We start from the raw sequence: 12705 nt of genomic DNA, 5'->3' as shown, positions 1-12705 counted from the left end.
GCTCTCCCGGAGGACATCGATGGACATCGTGCGCACCGTGGCGGCCCTGCGCGCCGCCGTCTCCGGCTGGAAGGCCGAGGGCCTGCGCGTTGCGCTGACGCCCACCATGGGCGCGCTGCACGCGGGCCACCTGAGCCTCGTGGAGATCGGGCTGCGGGAGGCCGACAGGGTGGCGGCGACGCTGTTCGTGAACCCCACGCAGTTCGGGGCCGGAGAGGATCTCGCCGCCTACCCCCGCGACGAGGCGGCGGATGCGGCGATGCTGGCGGGCGCCGGCTGCGGGCTGCTCTACGCGCCCGACGCGGGCGAGATGTATCCGCCGGGCTTCGCGACCCAGGTGCGGGTGACGGGGCTGACCGACGTGCTGTGCGGCGCGGCGCGGCCGGGCCATTTCGACGGCGTTGCGCAGGTGGTGACGAAGTATCTCAACCAGGCGCAGGCCGACGTCGCGATCTTCGGCGAGAAGGACTGGCAGCAGCTCGCCGTGATCCGACGCCTGGCGGCCGATCTCGACATCCCGACGCGCATCCTCGGCGCGCCGATCGTGCGCGAGGCCGACGGCCTCGCGATGTCCTCGCGCAACCGCTACCTGAGCGCGGCGGAGCGCGCGGCGGCCCCGGCGCTCTGCGCCGCAATCCGCCGCGCCGCGACGCGCATCGCCGCCGGCGCGACGCCGGCCGAGGCCTGCGGCGAGGCGGCGCGCGCGCTGACGGAGGCCGGCTTCCCGCCGCCCGACTACGTCGAGGCGCGGGACGCCGCGAGCCTCGCGGCCATCGACGGCTTCGACCCGGCCCGGCCCGCCCGCGTCTTCGCCGCAGCGCGGCTGGGGCGGGCGCGGCTGATCGACAACGTGGAGATCGCATGAGACCGCAGGCCTTCATCTTCGACGTGTTCGGCACCGTGGTCGACTGGCGCTCGGGCGTCGCCCGCGACGTCTCGCGCGCGCTGCCGCAGGTCGAACCCTTCGCCTTCGCCGCCGCGTGGCGGGCGCGCTATCAGCCGGCGATGGAGCGGGTGCGCGCCGGCGGCCGGCCCTATGTCGCGCTCGACGAACTCCACGCCGAGATGCTGGACGAGACGCTGGCGGCGTTCGGCGCGCGGATGACGCCGCCCGCCCGCGCCGCGCTGGCGACGGCGTGGGAGCGGCTGCCGGCATGGCCCGACGCGCCCGACGGGCTGGCGCGGCTCAGGACCATGGCGATGATCGCGCCCTGCTCGAACGGCTCCATCGCGCTGATGACGCGGCTGGCGCGCTACGCCGGCCTGCCCTGGGACTGCGTCCTCGGCGCCGACGTCGCGCGCGCCTACAAGCCGCAGCCGGAGGTCTATCTCGCCGCCGCCGCCGCCCTGCGGCTGGCGCCGGGCGCGGTGATGATGGTCGCCGCCCACAACGACGACCTGCGCGCGGCGCGCGCGGCGGGCCTGATGGCCGGCTTCATCCCGCGCCCGCAGGAGCACGGCCCCGGCCAGACCGCGGACCTGAGCCCCGACGGACCGTGGGATCTCGTCGCCGACGACATCGCTGACCTCGCGGCGCGGGTCTCGCTCGGCGTGGGGCGCTGACCGCTCAGGGCCGGCGGGCGACGAACAGCTGGCCCTCGACCGGGGCCCCGTCGTCGGTGCGCACCACGATCGGGGTGATCGAGACGACGCTCATCCCTGCCGCCGAAAGCGTCCCGCGCAGGTAGGGCTCGCCATGGCCGTAGCGGATCTTGGGCCCGACGCCCCAGCCGGACGCGGCCTCCACGACGAGATTCTCGGTGGAGAAGGCGAACACGCCGCCGGGGTTCAGGCAGGCCGCGACGTCGGCGAACAGCGTCTCCACGGGGCCGAGATAGGGCAGCACGTCGGCGGCGACGATCAGATCCCACGTCTCGCCTTCCTCCTGCGCGGCCTCCAGGAACCCTTCGGCGTCCCCGACGAAGAGCGCGTCGTAGAGGCCGCGGTCGTCGGCCTCGCCCAGCATCGCCTCGGCGAGATCGACGCCGGTGCGCGTCTGCGTCACGCCCTCCAGCGCTACGGCGCAGAGGCCGGTGCCGCAGCCGAGGTCGAGCATCGCCGGGAACGGCCCCATGCCCGCCAGCGCGGCCGCGACGTCCTGCGGCGTGCGGTAGCTGAGCTGGTCGACGAGGATGGCGTCGAAGTCCTCGGCGTGCTGGTCGAACAGCGTCGCGACATAGGCCGGCGGCGCGCGCTCGGGCGAGGCCGCGCGGCCGATGGCGGCCAGCCGCATCGACACGCCGCCATGGTCGTCAGGGTCTAGCGCCAGCGCGGCGCGGTAGGCCTCGGCGGCGGCGTCGAGCTCGCCGAGCTTCTCCAGCGCCAGCCCCTCCTGATAAGCCTCCCACAGCGCCTCGCGATCGACCCCGTCGCCCTCGGGGCCGTCGTCCTCAGGGCCGTCGCCGTGGGGCGCGTCGAGCCCTTTCCCGGCCATCAGGCGGCGCCGTGGATCAAGCGCTTCACGAGGCCGGGGATCTTCTCCTTGACCTTGAAGAAGCCGGCCGTGGCGTGCGGCCACACCGCGTCGTCCCAGGGCCGGCGCAGCATCACCAGCTCCGCGCCGACCTCCCTCAGCGCCGGGCGGGCGGCGGCGAGCTGGTCGCGCACGGGACCGACCGGCGCCCAGCCGGTCACGACCTGCACGGCGCCGGCGCGGCGGGCCCAGCGCGCGAGGTCCGCCGGCGCGACATCGGCGAGGCGTTCGGCCAGCGGCGCGCCGAGGGCGCGGGCGCGCTCACCGGCGTCCTCCAGCGCGCCGCAGTCGAAGCGCGCCACCGCCGGCGAGATCGGCTGGTCCGACCGCGCCTGGGAAAGCTGCAGCGTCGCCGCGGCGCGCAAGCCGCGGAAGTCGAGGCCATGGGCGGCGCGCCAGTCCTCGGGCGCAAGATCCTCCTCGGTCAGCAGGAGCGCGGCGGGGCGGTCGGGGTCTAGGCGCGGCGCCGGCGCGAGGGGCGCGGCGGGCGCCGTCGGCTCCTCGTGCAGGGGCGCCGGGTCGGGGGCGAGGTCGCGCGGGTCGGGCTGGAACCGGCCGGAGGTGAACTTCGCGATGTTCCACGCCTCGGCGGAATAGACCTTGCCGCGGGTGTGCAGCCCGGCGACCCAGCGCCAGCCGAGCGTGTTGGAGGCGGGGTCCCCGTCAAGCAGGTTGCGCAGGAAGAAGTCCGCGCCGAGCCGCCACGGCAGCTCCAGCGTGAACACCCAGATCGAGGCGAACCACATGCGGGCATGGTTGTGGAGCCAGCCGGTGTCGACGAGTTCGCGCGCCCAGGCGTCGAAGCACTCCAGCCCGGTCTCGCCGGCCTCCGCCTTCGCCAGCCGCGCCGCGAGGTCGGGATAGTCGCGCAGCGCCATCCGGTCGGCGTCACGCCCCGCGACATAGGCCCGCCAGACCGACGGCCGCATCTCCAGCCATCCCTTCCAGTAGCTGCGCCAGAAGACCTCCTGAACGAACTTGTCGGCCCCGCCCCCGTGCGTCTCGACGGCCATGCGCACCGCCTCCTCCTCCGTCACGAGGCGGCGGCGCAGCCAGGGCGAGACGAGCGAGACGTTGTCGCGCCGGTCAGGCCCCCAGTCGAAGTTGCGGTTCCTGGCGTAATGGCGCCCCATGCGCCCGCGGAACGCCTCCAGCCGCGCGAGCCCTTCGGCGCGCGTCGGCGGCCAGCGCCGCTGGTCGGCGGTCGCGGCGTCGTCGCCGGCGACGCCGGGAAGATCGAGGCTGAACTGGTTCATCGAGCTCCCCCGTCGCGAGGCCTGGACCAAGCCGCCCCTGTGACATAACAGCCCTGCCGCGGAGGTCCAGAAGCACGACCGACATGCTAGACTCGTCTCGGTCGACGGCGTTGCGGCGCCTTCGTCGCATGGGACAGGCGCCCGGGAGAACATCCGATGTATGTGGCGATGAACCGCTTCAGGGTGGCGAAGGGATCGGAGGAAGCGTTCGAGACGGTCTGGCGCCGGCGCGACAGCCGCCTCGCCGAGACGCCCGGCTTCGTCTCGTTCCAGCTTTTGAAGGGGCCGGAGCGGGAGGACCACGTCCTCTACTGCTCGCACAGCACCTGGGAGAGCAGGGAGGCGTTCATGGGCTGGATGAAGTCGCCCTCGTTCCGCGCCTCCCATGGCGACCTCGGCGGCGTGAAGCCGCTCTATCTCGGCCCGCCGGAGTTCGAGGGCTTCGAGCCGGTCGACGGCGTCTGAGCCGGGCGGGCGCGCGTCAGCCGCAGGCCACCGCCCCCTCGGCCTGAAGCGCCGCGACCTCCGCCGCCGAATAGCCGGCCTCCGCGAGCACCTCGGCGGTGTGCTGGCCGAGCGTCGGCGGCGCGTGGCGATAGCTCACCGGCGTCTCGCTGAGGCGCACCGGGTTGGCGATGGTCTCGACCGCGCCGCCCGCCGCCGTGGGATGCGGCAGGCTGAGCCGCGCACCGCGGTGGACGGCCTGCGGCTCGGCGAAGGCCTGCGCGATGTCGTTGACCGGGCCGCAGGGCACGCCGGCTTTCTCCAGCGCGGCGAGCCAGTGCGCCCTGGGCTGCGCCCGCGTCAGCGCGTTGAGCGCCGGGACCAGCCGCCCGCGCGCCTCGACGCGTGCGCGGTTCGTCGCGTAGTCCGGCCCCTGCGCAAGCGCCGGGGCGCCCAGCGCCGCACAGAGCCGGGCGAACTGGCCGTCATTGCCGCAGGCGATGATGAACCAGCCGTCGGAGGCCTCGAAGGTCTCGTAGGGCACGATCGTCGGATGCGCGTTGCCGCGCCGCACCGGCGTCTCGCCGCTGGTGAGGTAGGCCGTGCCCTGGTTGATGAGCCAGGCGAGCTGGCTGTCGAACAGCGCCACGTCGATGTGCTGCCCGCGCCCGGTGGTCTGACGAGCGTTCAGCGCGGCGAGGATCGCGGTGCAGGCGTACATGCCGGTCATCACGTCGGCGATGCCCACACCGACCTTCATCGGCTCGCGCCCCGCCTCCCCCGTCACCGACATGATGCCGCCGAGCCCCTGGATCATGAAGTCGTAGCCCGGCCGCCGCGCCGCCGGCCCGTCCTGTCCGAAGCCGGTGATGGAGCAGTAGATCAGCCCGGGGTTCTCCGCCGACAGCGCCGCGTAGCCGAGCCCGCGCCGCTCGAGATCGCCCAGCTTGAAGTTCTCCAGCAGGATGTCGGCGCGGCTGGCGAGGCGGCGGATGACGGCGAGGCCCGCCTCGCTGGCGAGGTTCACCGCCGCGGAGCGCTTGTTGCGGTTGGCGCAGAGGTAATAGGCGCTCTCGGCCGTGTCGCGACCCGCCTCGTCCTTCACGAAGGGCGGCCCCCAGGCGCGGGTGTCGTCGCCGGCGCCGGGGCGCTCGATCTTGATCACGTCGGCGCCCAGGTCGCCGAGATGCTGGCCGCAGGAGGGGCCGGCGAGCACGCGGCTCATGTCGAGCACCCTCAGCCCGGTGAGCGGCCCGTCGCGAAACGCGGCCTTGTCCTGCGCCATCATCCGTCTCCCCGAACTGGTCGGCGGAGACTGTCCCATCGCGCGGAGCGCCTCAAGGGCGCGGCGCTCAGGGCCTTGCGAGAAGGTTCGCGACCCGGCGCAGCGCGAGCCCGTAGCCGTCGGTCCCGCAGCCGGCGATCACCCCGTCGGCGCGCAGCGAGACGTAGGAATGGCGGCGGAAGTCCTCGCGCTTGTGGACATTGGAGATGTGGACCTCGATCACCGGCCCGTCGAACGCGTTCAGCGCGTCGAGCAGCGCGACGGAGGTGTGGGTGAAGGCGCCGGGGTTGATGACGATCGCCTTCGCGGCGCCGCGCGCCTCCTGCACCCAGTCGACCAGCACGCCCTCATGGTTGCTCTGGCGGAACTCGAGCGCGAGCCCCAGCTCGCCGCAGAGCGCCGCGCACTCCCGCTCCACGTCGGCCAGCGTCGCCGCGCCGTAGATCTCGGGCTGGCGCTGGCCGAGCAGGTTGAGGTTCGGGCCGTTGAGCGCGAACACGCGGTCGGGCATCGCGGAGTCTCCGGGTCGGGCGTCAGCCCGGAGACATGCCGCGCAGCCGCTCGGAGCGTCGCCGCAGGATCTCCACCGTCGCCAGCAGGATGATCGAGAACGTCACCAGAATGGTGGCTGCGGCGAGAATGGCGGGCGAAATCTGCTCGCGCAAGCCGGTGAACATCTGCCACGGCAGCGTCTTCTGCTGCTGGGCGCCGACGAACAGCACCACCACCACCTCGTCGAAGGAGGTGATGAAGGCGAAAAGCCCGCCGGAGATCACGCCCGGCAGGATCAGCGGCATCTGCACCTTGAAGAAGGTCGTCACGGGCCCGGCCCCGAGATTGGCCGCCGCCCGCGTCAGGCTGCGGTCGAATCCCACCAGCGTAGCCGTCACGGTGATGATGACGAAGGGCGTGCCGAGCACGGCGTGGGCGAGGATCACGCCGGCGTAGGTCCCCTGCAGGCCGATGCGGCTGTAGAAGAAGTACATGCCGGCCGCCGAGATGATCAGCGGCACGATCATCGGCGAGATCAGCACCGCCATGATCGCGCCCTTGTAGGGCATCGTCCCCTGGCTGAGCCCGATCGCCGCCAGCGTGCCCAGCGCGGTGGAGAGCAGCGTCGCCGCCGGCGCGATCATGAACGAGTTCTGCACCGCCCGCGTCCAGCGTTCGTCGGTCAGGAAGGTCACATAGTGCTTCAGCGAATACGCCTCGGCGTCGAACGCCAGCATCCCGGGCGTGAAGGTGAAGAAGTCCTCCGCGTTGAAGCTCAGCGGGATGATGATCAGGATCGGCAGGATCAGGAACAGGAAGATCAGCCCGCAGATCACGCGGAACGAATACCACCAGACGCGTTCGCCAAGCCCGGCGTAGGGAGGGAGTGCGGCCATGGTCGGTTACCCCAGCTTGACGTTGTCGATGCCGACGATGCGATCGTAGAGCCAGTAGAGCCCCATCACGGCGATCAGCAGGATCACCGCGAGCGCCGCCGCCAGCCCCCAGTTGAGCGAACTGGAGATGTGATAGGCGATCCGGTTCGAGATGAACACGCCCGAGGTGCCGCCCACCAGTTCCGGCGTGATGTAGTAGCCGATCGACAGGATGAAGACGAGGATGGCCCCAGCGCCGATGCCGGGGATCGACTGGGGGAAGTAGACCCGCCAGAATGCGGTCCAGTTCGTCGCGCCGAGCGACTTCGCCGCGCGCACATAGCTGGGCGGTATGGTCTTCATCACCGAATAGAGCGGCAGGATCATGAATGGCAGCAGGATATGCGTCATCGCCACGATGGTGCCGGTCTGGTTGAAGATCAGGCTCAGGCGGTTCTGGTCGTCGATCAGCCCCAGCGCCACCAGCGTGTCGTTGAGCACGCCCTGCTGCTGGAGGATGACGATCCACGAGGACGTTCGCACCAGAAGCGAGGTCCAGAACGGCAGCAGCACCAGGATCAGCAGCAGATTGGAGGTGCGCATGGGCAGGTTGGCGAGCAGGTAGGCGATCGGATAGCCCAGCAGCAGCGTCGTCCCCGTGATCGCCAGAGACAGCCAGAGCGTGCGCTCGAACAGGAACATGTAGATCTGCTGCAGTTCGGGCTTGGCGACGATCTCCCCTGTCTCGCCGTAGGTCATGTCCACCGCCGAGAGGAAATACCCCAGCGTGTAGGCGCCGGAGAAGTTCTTCAGGGTGGTCCAGGTCTGGCGCTCGCCCCACTCCTCGTCGATGGCGATGAGGCCCGCCCGGTAGTCGCCCTCGACGCGGTCGGCCCGGCGCCCGGTCTTGCGGAACAGCCCCGACATGCCTGACTGCTCGTAGTTCAGGCGCGAGCCGACCCGCGTGTGGCTCTTGGCGGCCTCCATCTCCACCATGTCCAGCACCAGCGCCTCGAAGGCGGCGTCCGGCGGCAGCTCGCTCTCGGCGGGGTCCCATTCCTCCAGCGCCGCTACGGTGCGGGGCATGTTGTCGGGGATGATCTGGTTCTCGACCGAGCGGAACAGCATGTCCGCGATCGGCGCGATGAAGGTCAGCAGCACGAAGGCCAGCAGCGGCAGCACGAGAAGGAAGGCACGCAGCCGCTTGCGGCGCAGCGAGCGCGCGAGGCTCAGCTTCAGCGGCGTGCCGTCGGCCGCGAGCATCACGCCGCCCTCGCTTTTCTCGGCCATCGCGGCCTGCTCCTCGCGCGAGGGCGCTCGGCTCGGGCCGCCAAGGGTGGCGTCGGTCATCGGGCTCTCCTCCGACGGTTCAGCTTCATTCCGCGCTTTTCCCGTGCCAGGAAGGCGCCGGGCGAAGGGGCGAGGCGGTGGAGCGCGCTCTTCCGACGGGCTGACGCAAGACGACGGCGTGACAGGGCGCCTGCATGGCCGCCAAACGCCACGACGATGTCGACGCCGCGACGCGCGCCCTCGGCTCCGTCATGCGCGGCGCGGCGCATTAGGCGGGTCGCGCGCAGCCCCGTCAGGCCAGGCGCCGACGCCCCGACGTAGCGTCCGAAACGGTCGGGGTTGGTCGCGTCGACGCCGACGATCCAGCAGCCCTTGGCCATGTCCGCCTCCCGAAACCCGCGCACGCGCGGGCGCCGGCGCGGGCGGCGAACCGCCCGCGCCAAGACCGGCTCAGCGCGTCAGCCAGGCCTGGAACTTCGCGTCGAGATCGTCGCGGTTGTCCGCCCACCATTCGTAGTTGAACAGGAAGGTGTTGCCCGCGTTGTTCGGGTCGGTCGGCATGTGCGGCGCCATCTCGATGCCGAGTTCGGCATGGGTGCTGACCAGCGGCGCCGAGGACGCGCGCGCCGGGCCGTAGGAGATGTACTTCGCCTGATCGGCCAGCCGCTGAGTGTCGGTCGCGAAGCGGATGTAGTCCTTGATCAGGGGCAGCTTCTCATCCGGCACGTCGGCGGGGATGATCCAGCCGTCGAGGTCGAAGGTCTGCCAGTCCCACAGCATCTTGACCGGCTGGTTCTGCTCGACGATCAGCGAGAACAGCCGCCCGTTGTAGGTGGAGCCGATCACCACTTCGCCGTCGGCCAGCCGCTGCGGCGTCTCGGCGCCGGCGGTCCACCAGATCGTGCTGTCCTTGATGGTGTCGAGCTTGGCGAAGGCGCGGGCCTGGCCCTCGTTGGTCTCCAGCACGTCATAGACGTCGTCGATCGCGACGCCGTCGCAGATCAGCGCCCATTCGAGGTTCGAGATCGGGCGCCGCTCGAGGCTGCGGGTGCCGGGGAACGCCTCGAGGTCGAACACGTCGCACAGGTCGTCGGGCTCGCGGCCCTCCCAGGCCTCCACGTCGGTGCGGTAGCCGAAGGTCGTGGAGAACACGATCTGCGGGATGAAGCAGTCGGTGTGGATGGTCTCGCCGAAGTCCTCGGTGGCGGGCGTGCCGTCGGGGGCCGGCGCCAGCCACTCGTTGTGGTCGATCTCCATCGCCAGCCCCTCGTCGCAGAGGCGGATGGCGTCGGCGCCGGTCACGTCCACGATGTCCCAGGTGACGTTGCCGGCCTCGGTCATCGCGCGCAGCCGGGCGACAGCCTCGGCGGAGCTCTCGTCGTTCACGATGGTGACGCCCGGGTTCTTCTCGAGGTAGGGCGCGTGGTACGCGTTCTGCTGCGACGCCGAGTAGGCCCCGCCCCAGGAAACGATGGTCAGGGTCCCTTCCATGTTCTGGGCGAAGCTCGGCGCCGCGGCCGCAGCGACGAGCGCCGTTCCGGCTAGAAGCGTTTTCCGCATAGGTGGTCTCCCGGTTGGTTCAAAAGTCGCCCCGGCGCAATGCGGGGCCTGAGTGTCCGCGCGCGACCGCTTCAGGCGGCGTCGAGCGCGCGGCAATCCTCGGTATGCCAAGCCACGGTCGTGGTCTCGCCGGCGGCGAGATGGGCGTGGCCGGGGGTGTTGGGCACCTTGACGACGAAATCCTCGTAGCCGAGCACGCTCATGCGGCAGCGGATATGGTCACCGAGATAGATCAGCTCCTGCACCCGGGCCTCGGCGCGGTTGGGCAGGTTGCTCTCGCCCACCGTGACCCGCTCGGGGCGGATGGAGAGCTGGGTGCGCGAGCCGGCGTCGCCGCAGTTGACCGCCAGCGCGCGCGAGAAGCCGCCGCCGTCGATCTCCACCAGCGCCTCGCCGTCCTCGATGGCCTTGACCCGGCCTGCGAGCTTGTTGTTCTCGCCGATGAACTGCGCGACGAAGCTGGTCATCGGGCGCTCGTAGAGCACCTGCGGCGGCGAAAGCTGCTGGATGACGCCGTCGTTGAACACGGCCACGCGGTCGCTCATGGTCAGCGCCTCGGCCTGATCGTGCGTGACATACACCACCGTCACGCCGAGGCTGTCGTGAATGTGCTTGATCTCGTACTGCATCTGCTCGCGCAGCTGCTTGTCGAGCGCGCCCAGCGGCTCGTCCATCAGCACGAGTTCGGGGTCGAACACCAGCGCGCGCGCCACCGCGACGCGCTGCTGCTGGCCGCCGGAGAGCTGCGCCGGACGACGACCGCCGAAAGCGCCCATCTGAACCATGTCGAGCGCGCGCCGCACCTTGGCCTCGATCTCCGCCTTCGGCGTCTTGCGGACCTGGAGGGGAAAGGCGAGATTCTCCGCCACGGTCATGTGCGGAAAGAGCGCGTAGTTCTGGAACACCATCCCGATGCCGCGGCGATGCGGCGGGATGTTGTTGATCGGCTTCTCGCCGAGGCGGATCTCGCCGTGGGTGGCGGTCTCGAAGCCTGCGAGCATCATCAGGCAGGTCGTCTTGCCCGAGCCGGACGGCCCGAGCATGGTCAGGAACTCGCCCTTGCCGATGCCGAGATTCAGATCCTTCACGACCAGAGTCTCACCGTCGTAGCTTTTCTGAACGCGATCAAAGACCACGAACGGCTTCTCGCCGGCGCCATCGCCCATCGGCTCACCCTGTCTTTCCATGCGCTCTGTCGGCGCTCGTGTCCAAGCTAAGCATGTCCGAACCCGAAGTCACAACCGGTTCGCGGCGTTTTTTCGTTCTTCTGCGGCGCGTCGCCTGCCTTTTGGGCGCCGCGCGCGGCCTTGGTTGCGCGGCGTGCGCAGAGGTGGCCGCCCCGTCTTGCCCAGCCCCGGCGGCGCCCGTTAACACTGCGCGCTCCGGTCCGTGCGCCGGCGCGGGCGCGAGGGGATGCGATGGACCGGCTCACGGAGATGGAGGCCTTCGTCAGGGTCGTGGACCTCGGCGGCTTCACCGATGCGGCCCGCAAGATGGGCGTCTCCAAGTCCGCGATATCCAAGCATGTCTCGGCGCTGGAGGCGCGGCTCGGCGCGCGTCTGCTCAACCGCACCACCCGCCGCGTGAGCCCCACCGACATCGGGCTCGCCTACTATGACCGCGCCGTGCGCGTGCTGATGGATGCGGGCGAGGCGGACGCCATGGCGGCCTCGATGCAGGGCGCGCCGAAGGGCGAACTGCGCGTCTCGGCGCCGGTGAGTTTCGGGCTTGCGCATCTGGCGCCGGCGGTCTCGGATTTTCTCTGCGCCTATCCCAACGTCGCCGCGCGCATGACGCTGGACGATCGCTTCGTCGAGATCGTGGCGGAAGGCTTCGACATGGCGGTGCGAATCGGCGCGCTGCCCGACAGCTCGCTCATGGCGCGCAAACTGGCCGAGACGCACCTCGTGCTTGTGGCCTCGCCCGACTATGTCGCCCGGCGCGGCGCGCCGACGACGCCGGAGGAGCTTGGCGAGCACGACCTGCTGCACTACGCCAACCTCGCCTCCGGCGGCGCCTGGCGGCTGCGCGGCCCTTCGGGCGAGGAGCGGCAGGTGCGCGCGCAGGGACGGCTGACGATCAACAACGGCGATGCGCTGGCGCTGGCTGCGGCGGCCGGCCTCGGCGTCGCATTCTCACCCGCCTTCATCGCGGCGCCGTTCCTGCGGGACGGCCGGCTCGTGGAGGTGCTGCCGCACGCGCGCCCGGCGCCTCTCGGCGTCTGGGCGGTCTACCCCGCCGGACGTTTCCCGCAGCCGAAGCTGCGGGTCTTCGTCGACTTCCTCGCCGAGCGCTTCAAGGGCGTCGGCCCGGACTGGTGAGCGCCGCCGCGCGGCGCCCGCCGGCCCCCGACGGTCGGGCGTCGGACGTCAGAGGTCCGCCGCCACCTTCAGCGAGATGATCGCATCCGGATCGCCGTCGATGGCGCCGTTGTCCGCGCGCGAGCCCATCTTGATGTTGTCGACATGCTGCATGCCGTCCACCACCTTGCCGAACACCGTGTACTGGCCGTTCAGCCACGCCGATTCCTCGAAGCAGATGAAGAACTGGCTGTTGGCGCTGTTGGGCGACTGGCTGCGCGCCATGCCGAGCGTGCCGCGCTCGAACGGCGTCTGCGAGAACTCAGCCTTGAGGTCGGGATAGTTCGAGCCGCCGGTGCCCGCCCGGCCGGCGCTGAAACCCTTGGTCGTGTTCCCGTGCTCGACGTCGCCGGTCTGCGCCATGAAGCCGGGAATGACGCGGTGGAAGGCCACGCCGTCATAGGCGCCCTCGCGGGCGAGGGTCTTGACGCGCTCGACATGCTGCGGCGCGACGTCGGGCATCAGCTCGATGATCACGTCGCCGCTTCTCAGGGTCATGACTAGGGTGTTCTCTGGATCCTTGACGTCCAAGGCTGCGGCCTCCTGTGCGGAAATGGCGAAGGCCGCGGCGACAAGCGCGCCGGCGGCGAACATGCGACGGTCCATCATGTGCGGCTCTCCTGCGAACGCCGGCCCATGGTCGGGCCGGGTGAACGGGGCCCTCCGATGG

At 70.9% G+C, this 12705-nt stretch carries 14 protein-coding genes; 4 read left to right on the top strand and 10 right to left on the bottom strand.

What is annotated here, in order from left to right; genetic code table 11:
• Positions 1 to 19 precede the first annotated feature (19 nt).
• Together panC and BLW43_RS03860 are read left to right on the top strand one after the other, a co-directional pair.
• Positions 20 to 865, top strand: coding sequence for a pantoate--beta-alanine ligase (gene panC, locus BLW43_RS03865; RefSeq protein WP_093248571.1), 846 nt, complete (start codon positions 20 to 22; stop codon positions 863 to 865).
• A complete protein-coding gene (locus BLW43_RS03860) occupies positions 862 to 1563 on the top strand; it encodes a haloacid dehalogenase type II (RefSeq protein ID WP_093248569.1) in 702 nt (233 codons plus the stop codon). The genes panC and BLW43_RS03860 overlap by 4 nt, the downstream gene beginning before the upstream one ends.
• Before the next feature lie 4 nt (positions 1564 to 1567).
• Here BLW43_RS03860 and BLW43_RS03855 read toward each other — a convergent pair whose 3' ends face one another.
• Both BLW43_RS03855 and BLW43_RS03850 read right to left on the bottom strand, forming a co-directional pair.
• Positions 1568 to 2434, bottom strand: a complete 867-nt coding sequence (locus tag BLW43_RS03855) for a class I SAM-dependent DNA methyltransferase (RefSeq protein WP_093248567.1) — start codon at positions 2432 to 2434, stop codon at positions 1568 to 1570.
• Positions 2434 to 3729, bottom strand: a complete 1296-nt coding sequence (locus tag BLW43_RS03850; protein WP_217632095.1) for an FAD-binding domain-containing protein — start codon at positions 3727 to 3729, stop codon at positions 2434 to 2436. The genes BLW43_RS03855 and BLW43_RS03850 overlap by 1 nt, the downstream gene beginning before the upstream one ends.
• A gap of 156 nt (positions 3730 to 3885) precedes the next feature.
• Here BLW43_RS03850 and hmuQ point away from each other — a divergent pair, with 156 nt between their 5' ends.
• Positions 3886 to 4194 carry a heme-degrading protein HmuQ gene (hmuQ, locus tag BLW43_RS03845; RefSeq protein ID WP_093248565.1) on the top strand — a complete coding sequence of 103 codons (309 nt, stop codon included), beginning with the start codon at positions 3886 to 3888 and terminating at the stop codon, positions 4192 to 4194.
• Positions 4195 to 4210: 16 nt separating this feature from the next.
• Here hmuQ and BLW43_RS03840 read toward each other — a convergent pair whose 3' ends face one another.
• From BLW43_RS03840 to BLW43_RS03815, 7 genes are all read right to left on the bottom strand, one after another.
• Positions 4211 to 5458: a CaiB/BaiF CoA transferase family protein gene (locus BLW43_RS03840; protein ID WP_093249930.1), complete on the bottom strand. Its 1248-nt coding sequence runs from the start codon at positions 5456 to 5458 to the stop codon at positions 4211 to 4213.
• Between the two features lie 67 nt (positions 5459 to 5525).
• The gene (gene aroQ, locus BLW43_RS03835) at positions 5526 to 5969 is read right to left on the bottom strand and encodes a type II 3-dehydroquinate dehydratase (protein ID WP_093248561.1); all 444 of its coding nucleotides are present in this window, start codon (positions 5967 to 5969) and stop codon (positions 5526 to 5528) included.
• Between the two features lie 22 nt (positions 5970 to 5991).
• On the bottom strand, positions 5992 to 6846 hold the full coding sequence (locus BLW43_RS03830) for an ABC transporter permease (RefSeq protein ID WP_093248559.1): 855 nt from the start codon (positions 6844 to 6846) through the stop codon (positions 5992 to 5994).
• 6 nt (positions 6847 to 6852) lie between these two features.
• Positions 6853 to 8115 carry an ABC transporter permease gene (locus BLW43_RS03825; protein ID WP_093249927.1) on the bottom strand — a complete coding sequence of 421 codons (1263 nt, stop codon included), beginning with the start codon at positions 8113 to 8115 and terminating at the stop codon, positions 6853 to 6855.
• A 56-nt stretch (positions 8116 to 8171) separates the two neighbouring features.
• Positions 8172 to 8495: a DUF1330 domain-containing protein gene (locus BLW43_RS22835; protein WP_139283980.1), complete on the bottom strand. Its 324-nt coding sequence runs from the start codon at positions 8493 to 8495 to the stop codon at positions 8172 to 8174.
• 70 nt (positions 8496 to 8565) lie between these two features.
• Entirely contained in the window at positions 8566 to 9675 is a 1110-nt protein-coding gene (locus tag BLW43_RS03820) for an extracellular solute-binding protein (protein ID WP_093248558.1), read from the bottom strand.
• Between the two features lie 71 nt (positions 9676 to 9746).
• Positions 9747 to 10841 carry an ABC transporter ATP-binding protein gene (locus BLW43_RS03815; RefSeq protein WP_093248556.1) on the bottom strand — a complete coding sequence of 365 codons (1095 nt, stop codon included), beginning with the start codon at positions 10839 to 10841 and terminating at the stop codon, positions 9747 to 9749.
• 252 nt (positions 10842 to 11093) lie between these two features.
• Between BLW43_RS03815 and BLW43_RS03810 the strand changes: the two genes are divergently transcribed.
• Positions 11094 to 11996 (top strand): LysR family transcriptional regulator, encoded by a 903-nt coding sequence (locus BLW43_RS03810; protein WP_093248555.1) that lies wholly within the window; start codon positions 11094 to 11096, stop codon positions 11994 to 11996.
• 48 nt (positions 11997 to 12044) lie between these two features.
• Here BLW43_RS03810 and BLW43_RS03805 read toward each other — a convergent pair whose 3' ends face one another.
• Positions 12045 to 12641 carry a peptidylprolyl isomerase gene (locus BLW43_RS03805; RefSeq protein WP_425441163.1) on the bottom strand — a complete coding sequence of 199 codons (597 nt, stop codon included), beginning with the start codon at positions 12639 to 12641 and terminating at the stop codon, positions 12045 to 12047.
• Positions 12642 to 12705 lie beyond the last annotated feature (64 nt).

The sequence above is a fragment of the Rubrimonas cliftonensis genome (genome assembly GCF_900107585.1).
Classification (GTDB): Bacteria; Pseudomonadota; Alphaproteobacteria; order Rhodobacterales; family Rhodobacteraceae; genus Rubrimonas; species Rubrimonas cliftonensis.
The sequence above is the reverse complement of the archived record's forward strand: the minus strand, read 5'-3'. Positions and strand labels throughout refer to the sequence as shown.

Coding starts and splice junctions, on each gene's coding strand:
- BLW43_RS03825 (WP_093249927.1), bottom strand. CDS start 8,115: ATGGCCGAGAAAAGCGAGGGCGGCGTGATGCTCGCGGCCGACGGCACG.
- BLW43_RS03830 (WP_093248559.1), bottom strand. CDS start 6,846: ATGGCCGCACTCCCTCCCTACGCCGGGCTTGGCGAACGCGTCTGGTGG.
- BLW43_RS03840 (WP_093249930.1), bottom strand. CDS start 5,458: ATGGCGCAGGACAAGGCCGCGTTTCGCGACGGGCCGCTCACCGGGCTG.
- BLW43_RS03815 (WP_093248556.1), bottom strand. CDS start 10,841: ATGGGCGATGGCGCCGGCGAGAAGCCGTTCGTGGTCTTTGATCGCGTT.
- BLW43_RS03860 (WP_093248569.1), top strand. CDS start 862: ATGAGACCGCAGGCCTTCATCTTCGACGTGTTCGGCACCGTGGTCGAC.
- BLW43_RS03810 (WP_093248555.1), top strand. CDS start 11,094: ATGGACCGGCTCACGGAGATGGAGGCCTTCGTCAGGGTCGTGGACCTC.
- BLW43_RS03820 (WP_093248558.1), bottom strand. CDS start 9,675: ATGCGGAAAACGCTTCTAGCCGGAACGGCGCTCGTCGCTGCGGCCGCG.
- aroQ (WP_093248561.1), bottom strand. CDS start 5,969: ATGCCCGACCGCGTGTTCGCGCTCAACGGCCCGAACCTCAACCTGCTC.
- BLW43_RS03805 (WP_425441163.1), bottom strand. CDS start 12,641: ATGGACCGTCGCATGTTCGCCGCCGGCGCGCTTGTCGCCGCGGCCTTC.
- hmuQ (WP_093248565.1), top strand. CDS start 3,886: ATGTATGTGGCGATGAACCGCTTCAGGGTGGCGAAGGGATCGGAGGAA.
- BLW43_RS03850 (WP_217632095.1), bottom strand. CDS start 3,729: ATGAACCAGTTCAGCCTCGATCTTCCCGGCGTCGCCGGCGACGACGCC.
- BLW43_RS03855 (WP_093248567.1), bottom strand. CDS start 2,434: ATGGCCGGGAAAGGGCTCGACGCGCCCCACGGCGACGGCCCTGAGGAC.
- BLW43_RS22835 (WP_139283980.1), bottom strand. CDS start 8,495: ATGGCCAAGGGCTGCTGGATCGTCGGCGTCGACGCGACCAACCCCGAC.
- panC (WP_093248571.1), top strand. CDS start 20: ATGGACATCGTGCGCACCGTGGCGGCCCTGCGCGCCGCCGTCTCCGGC.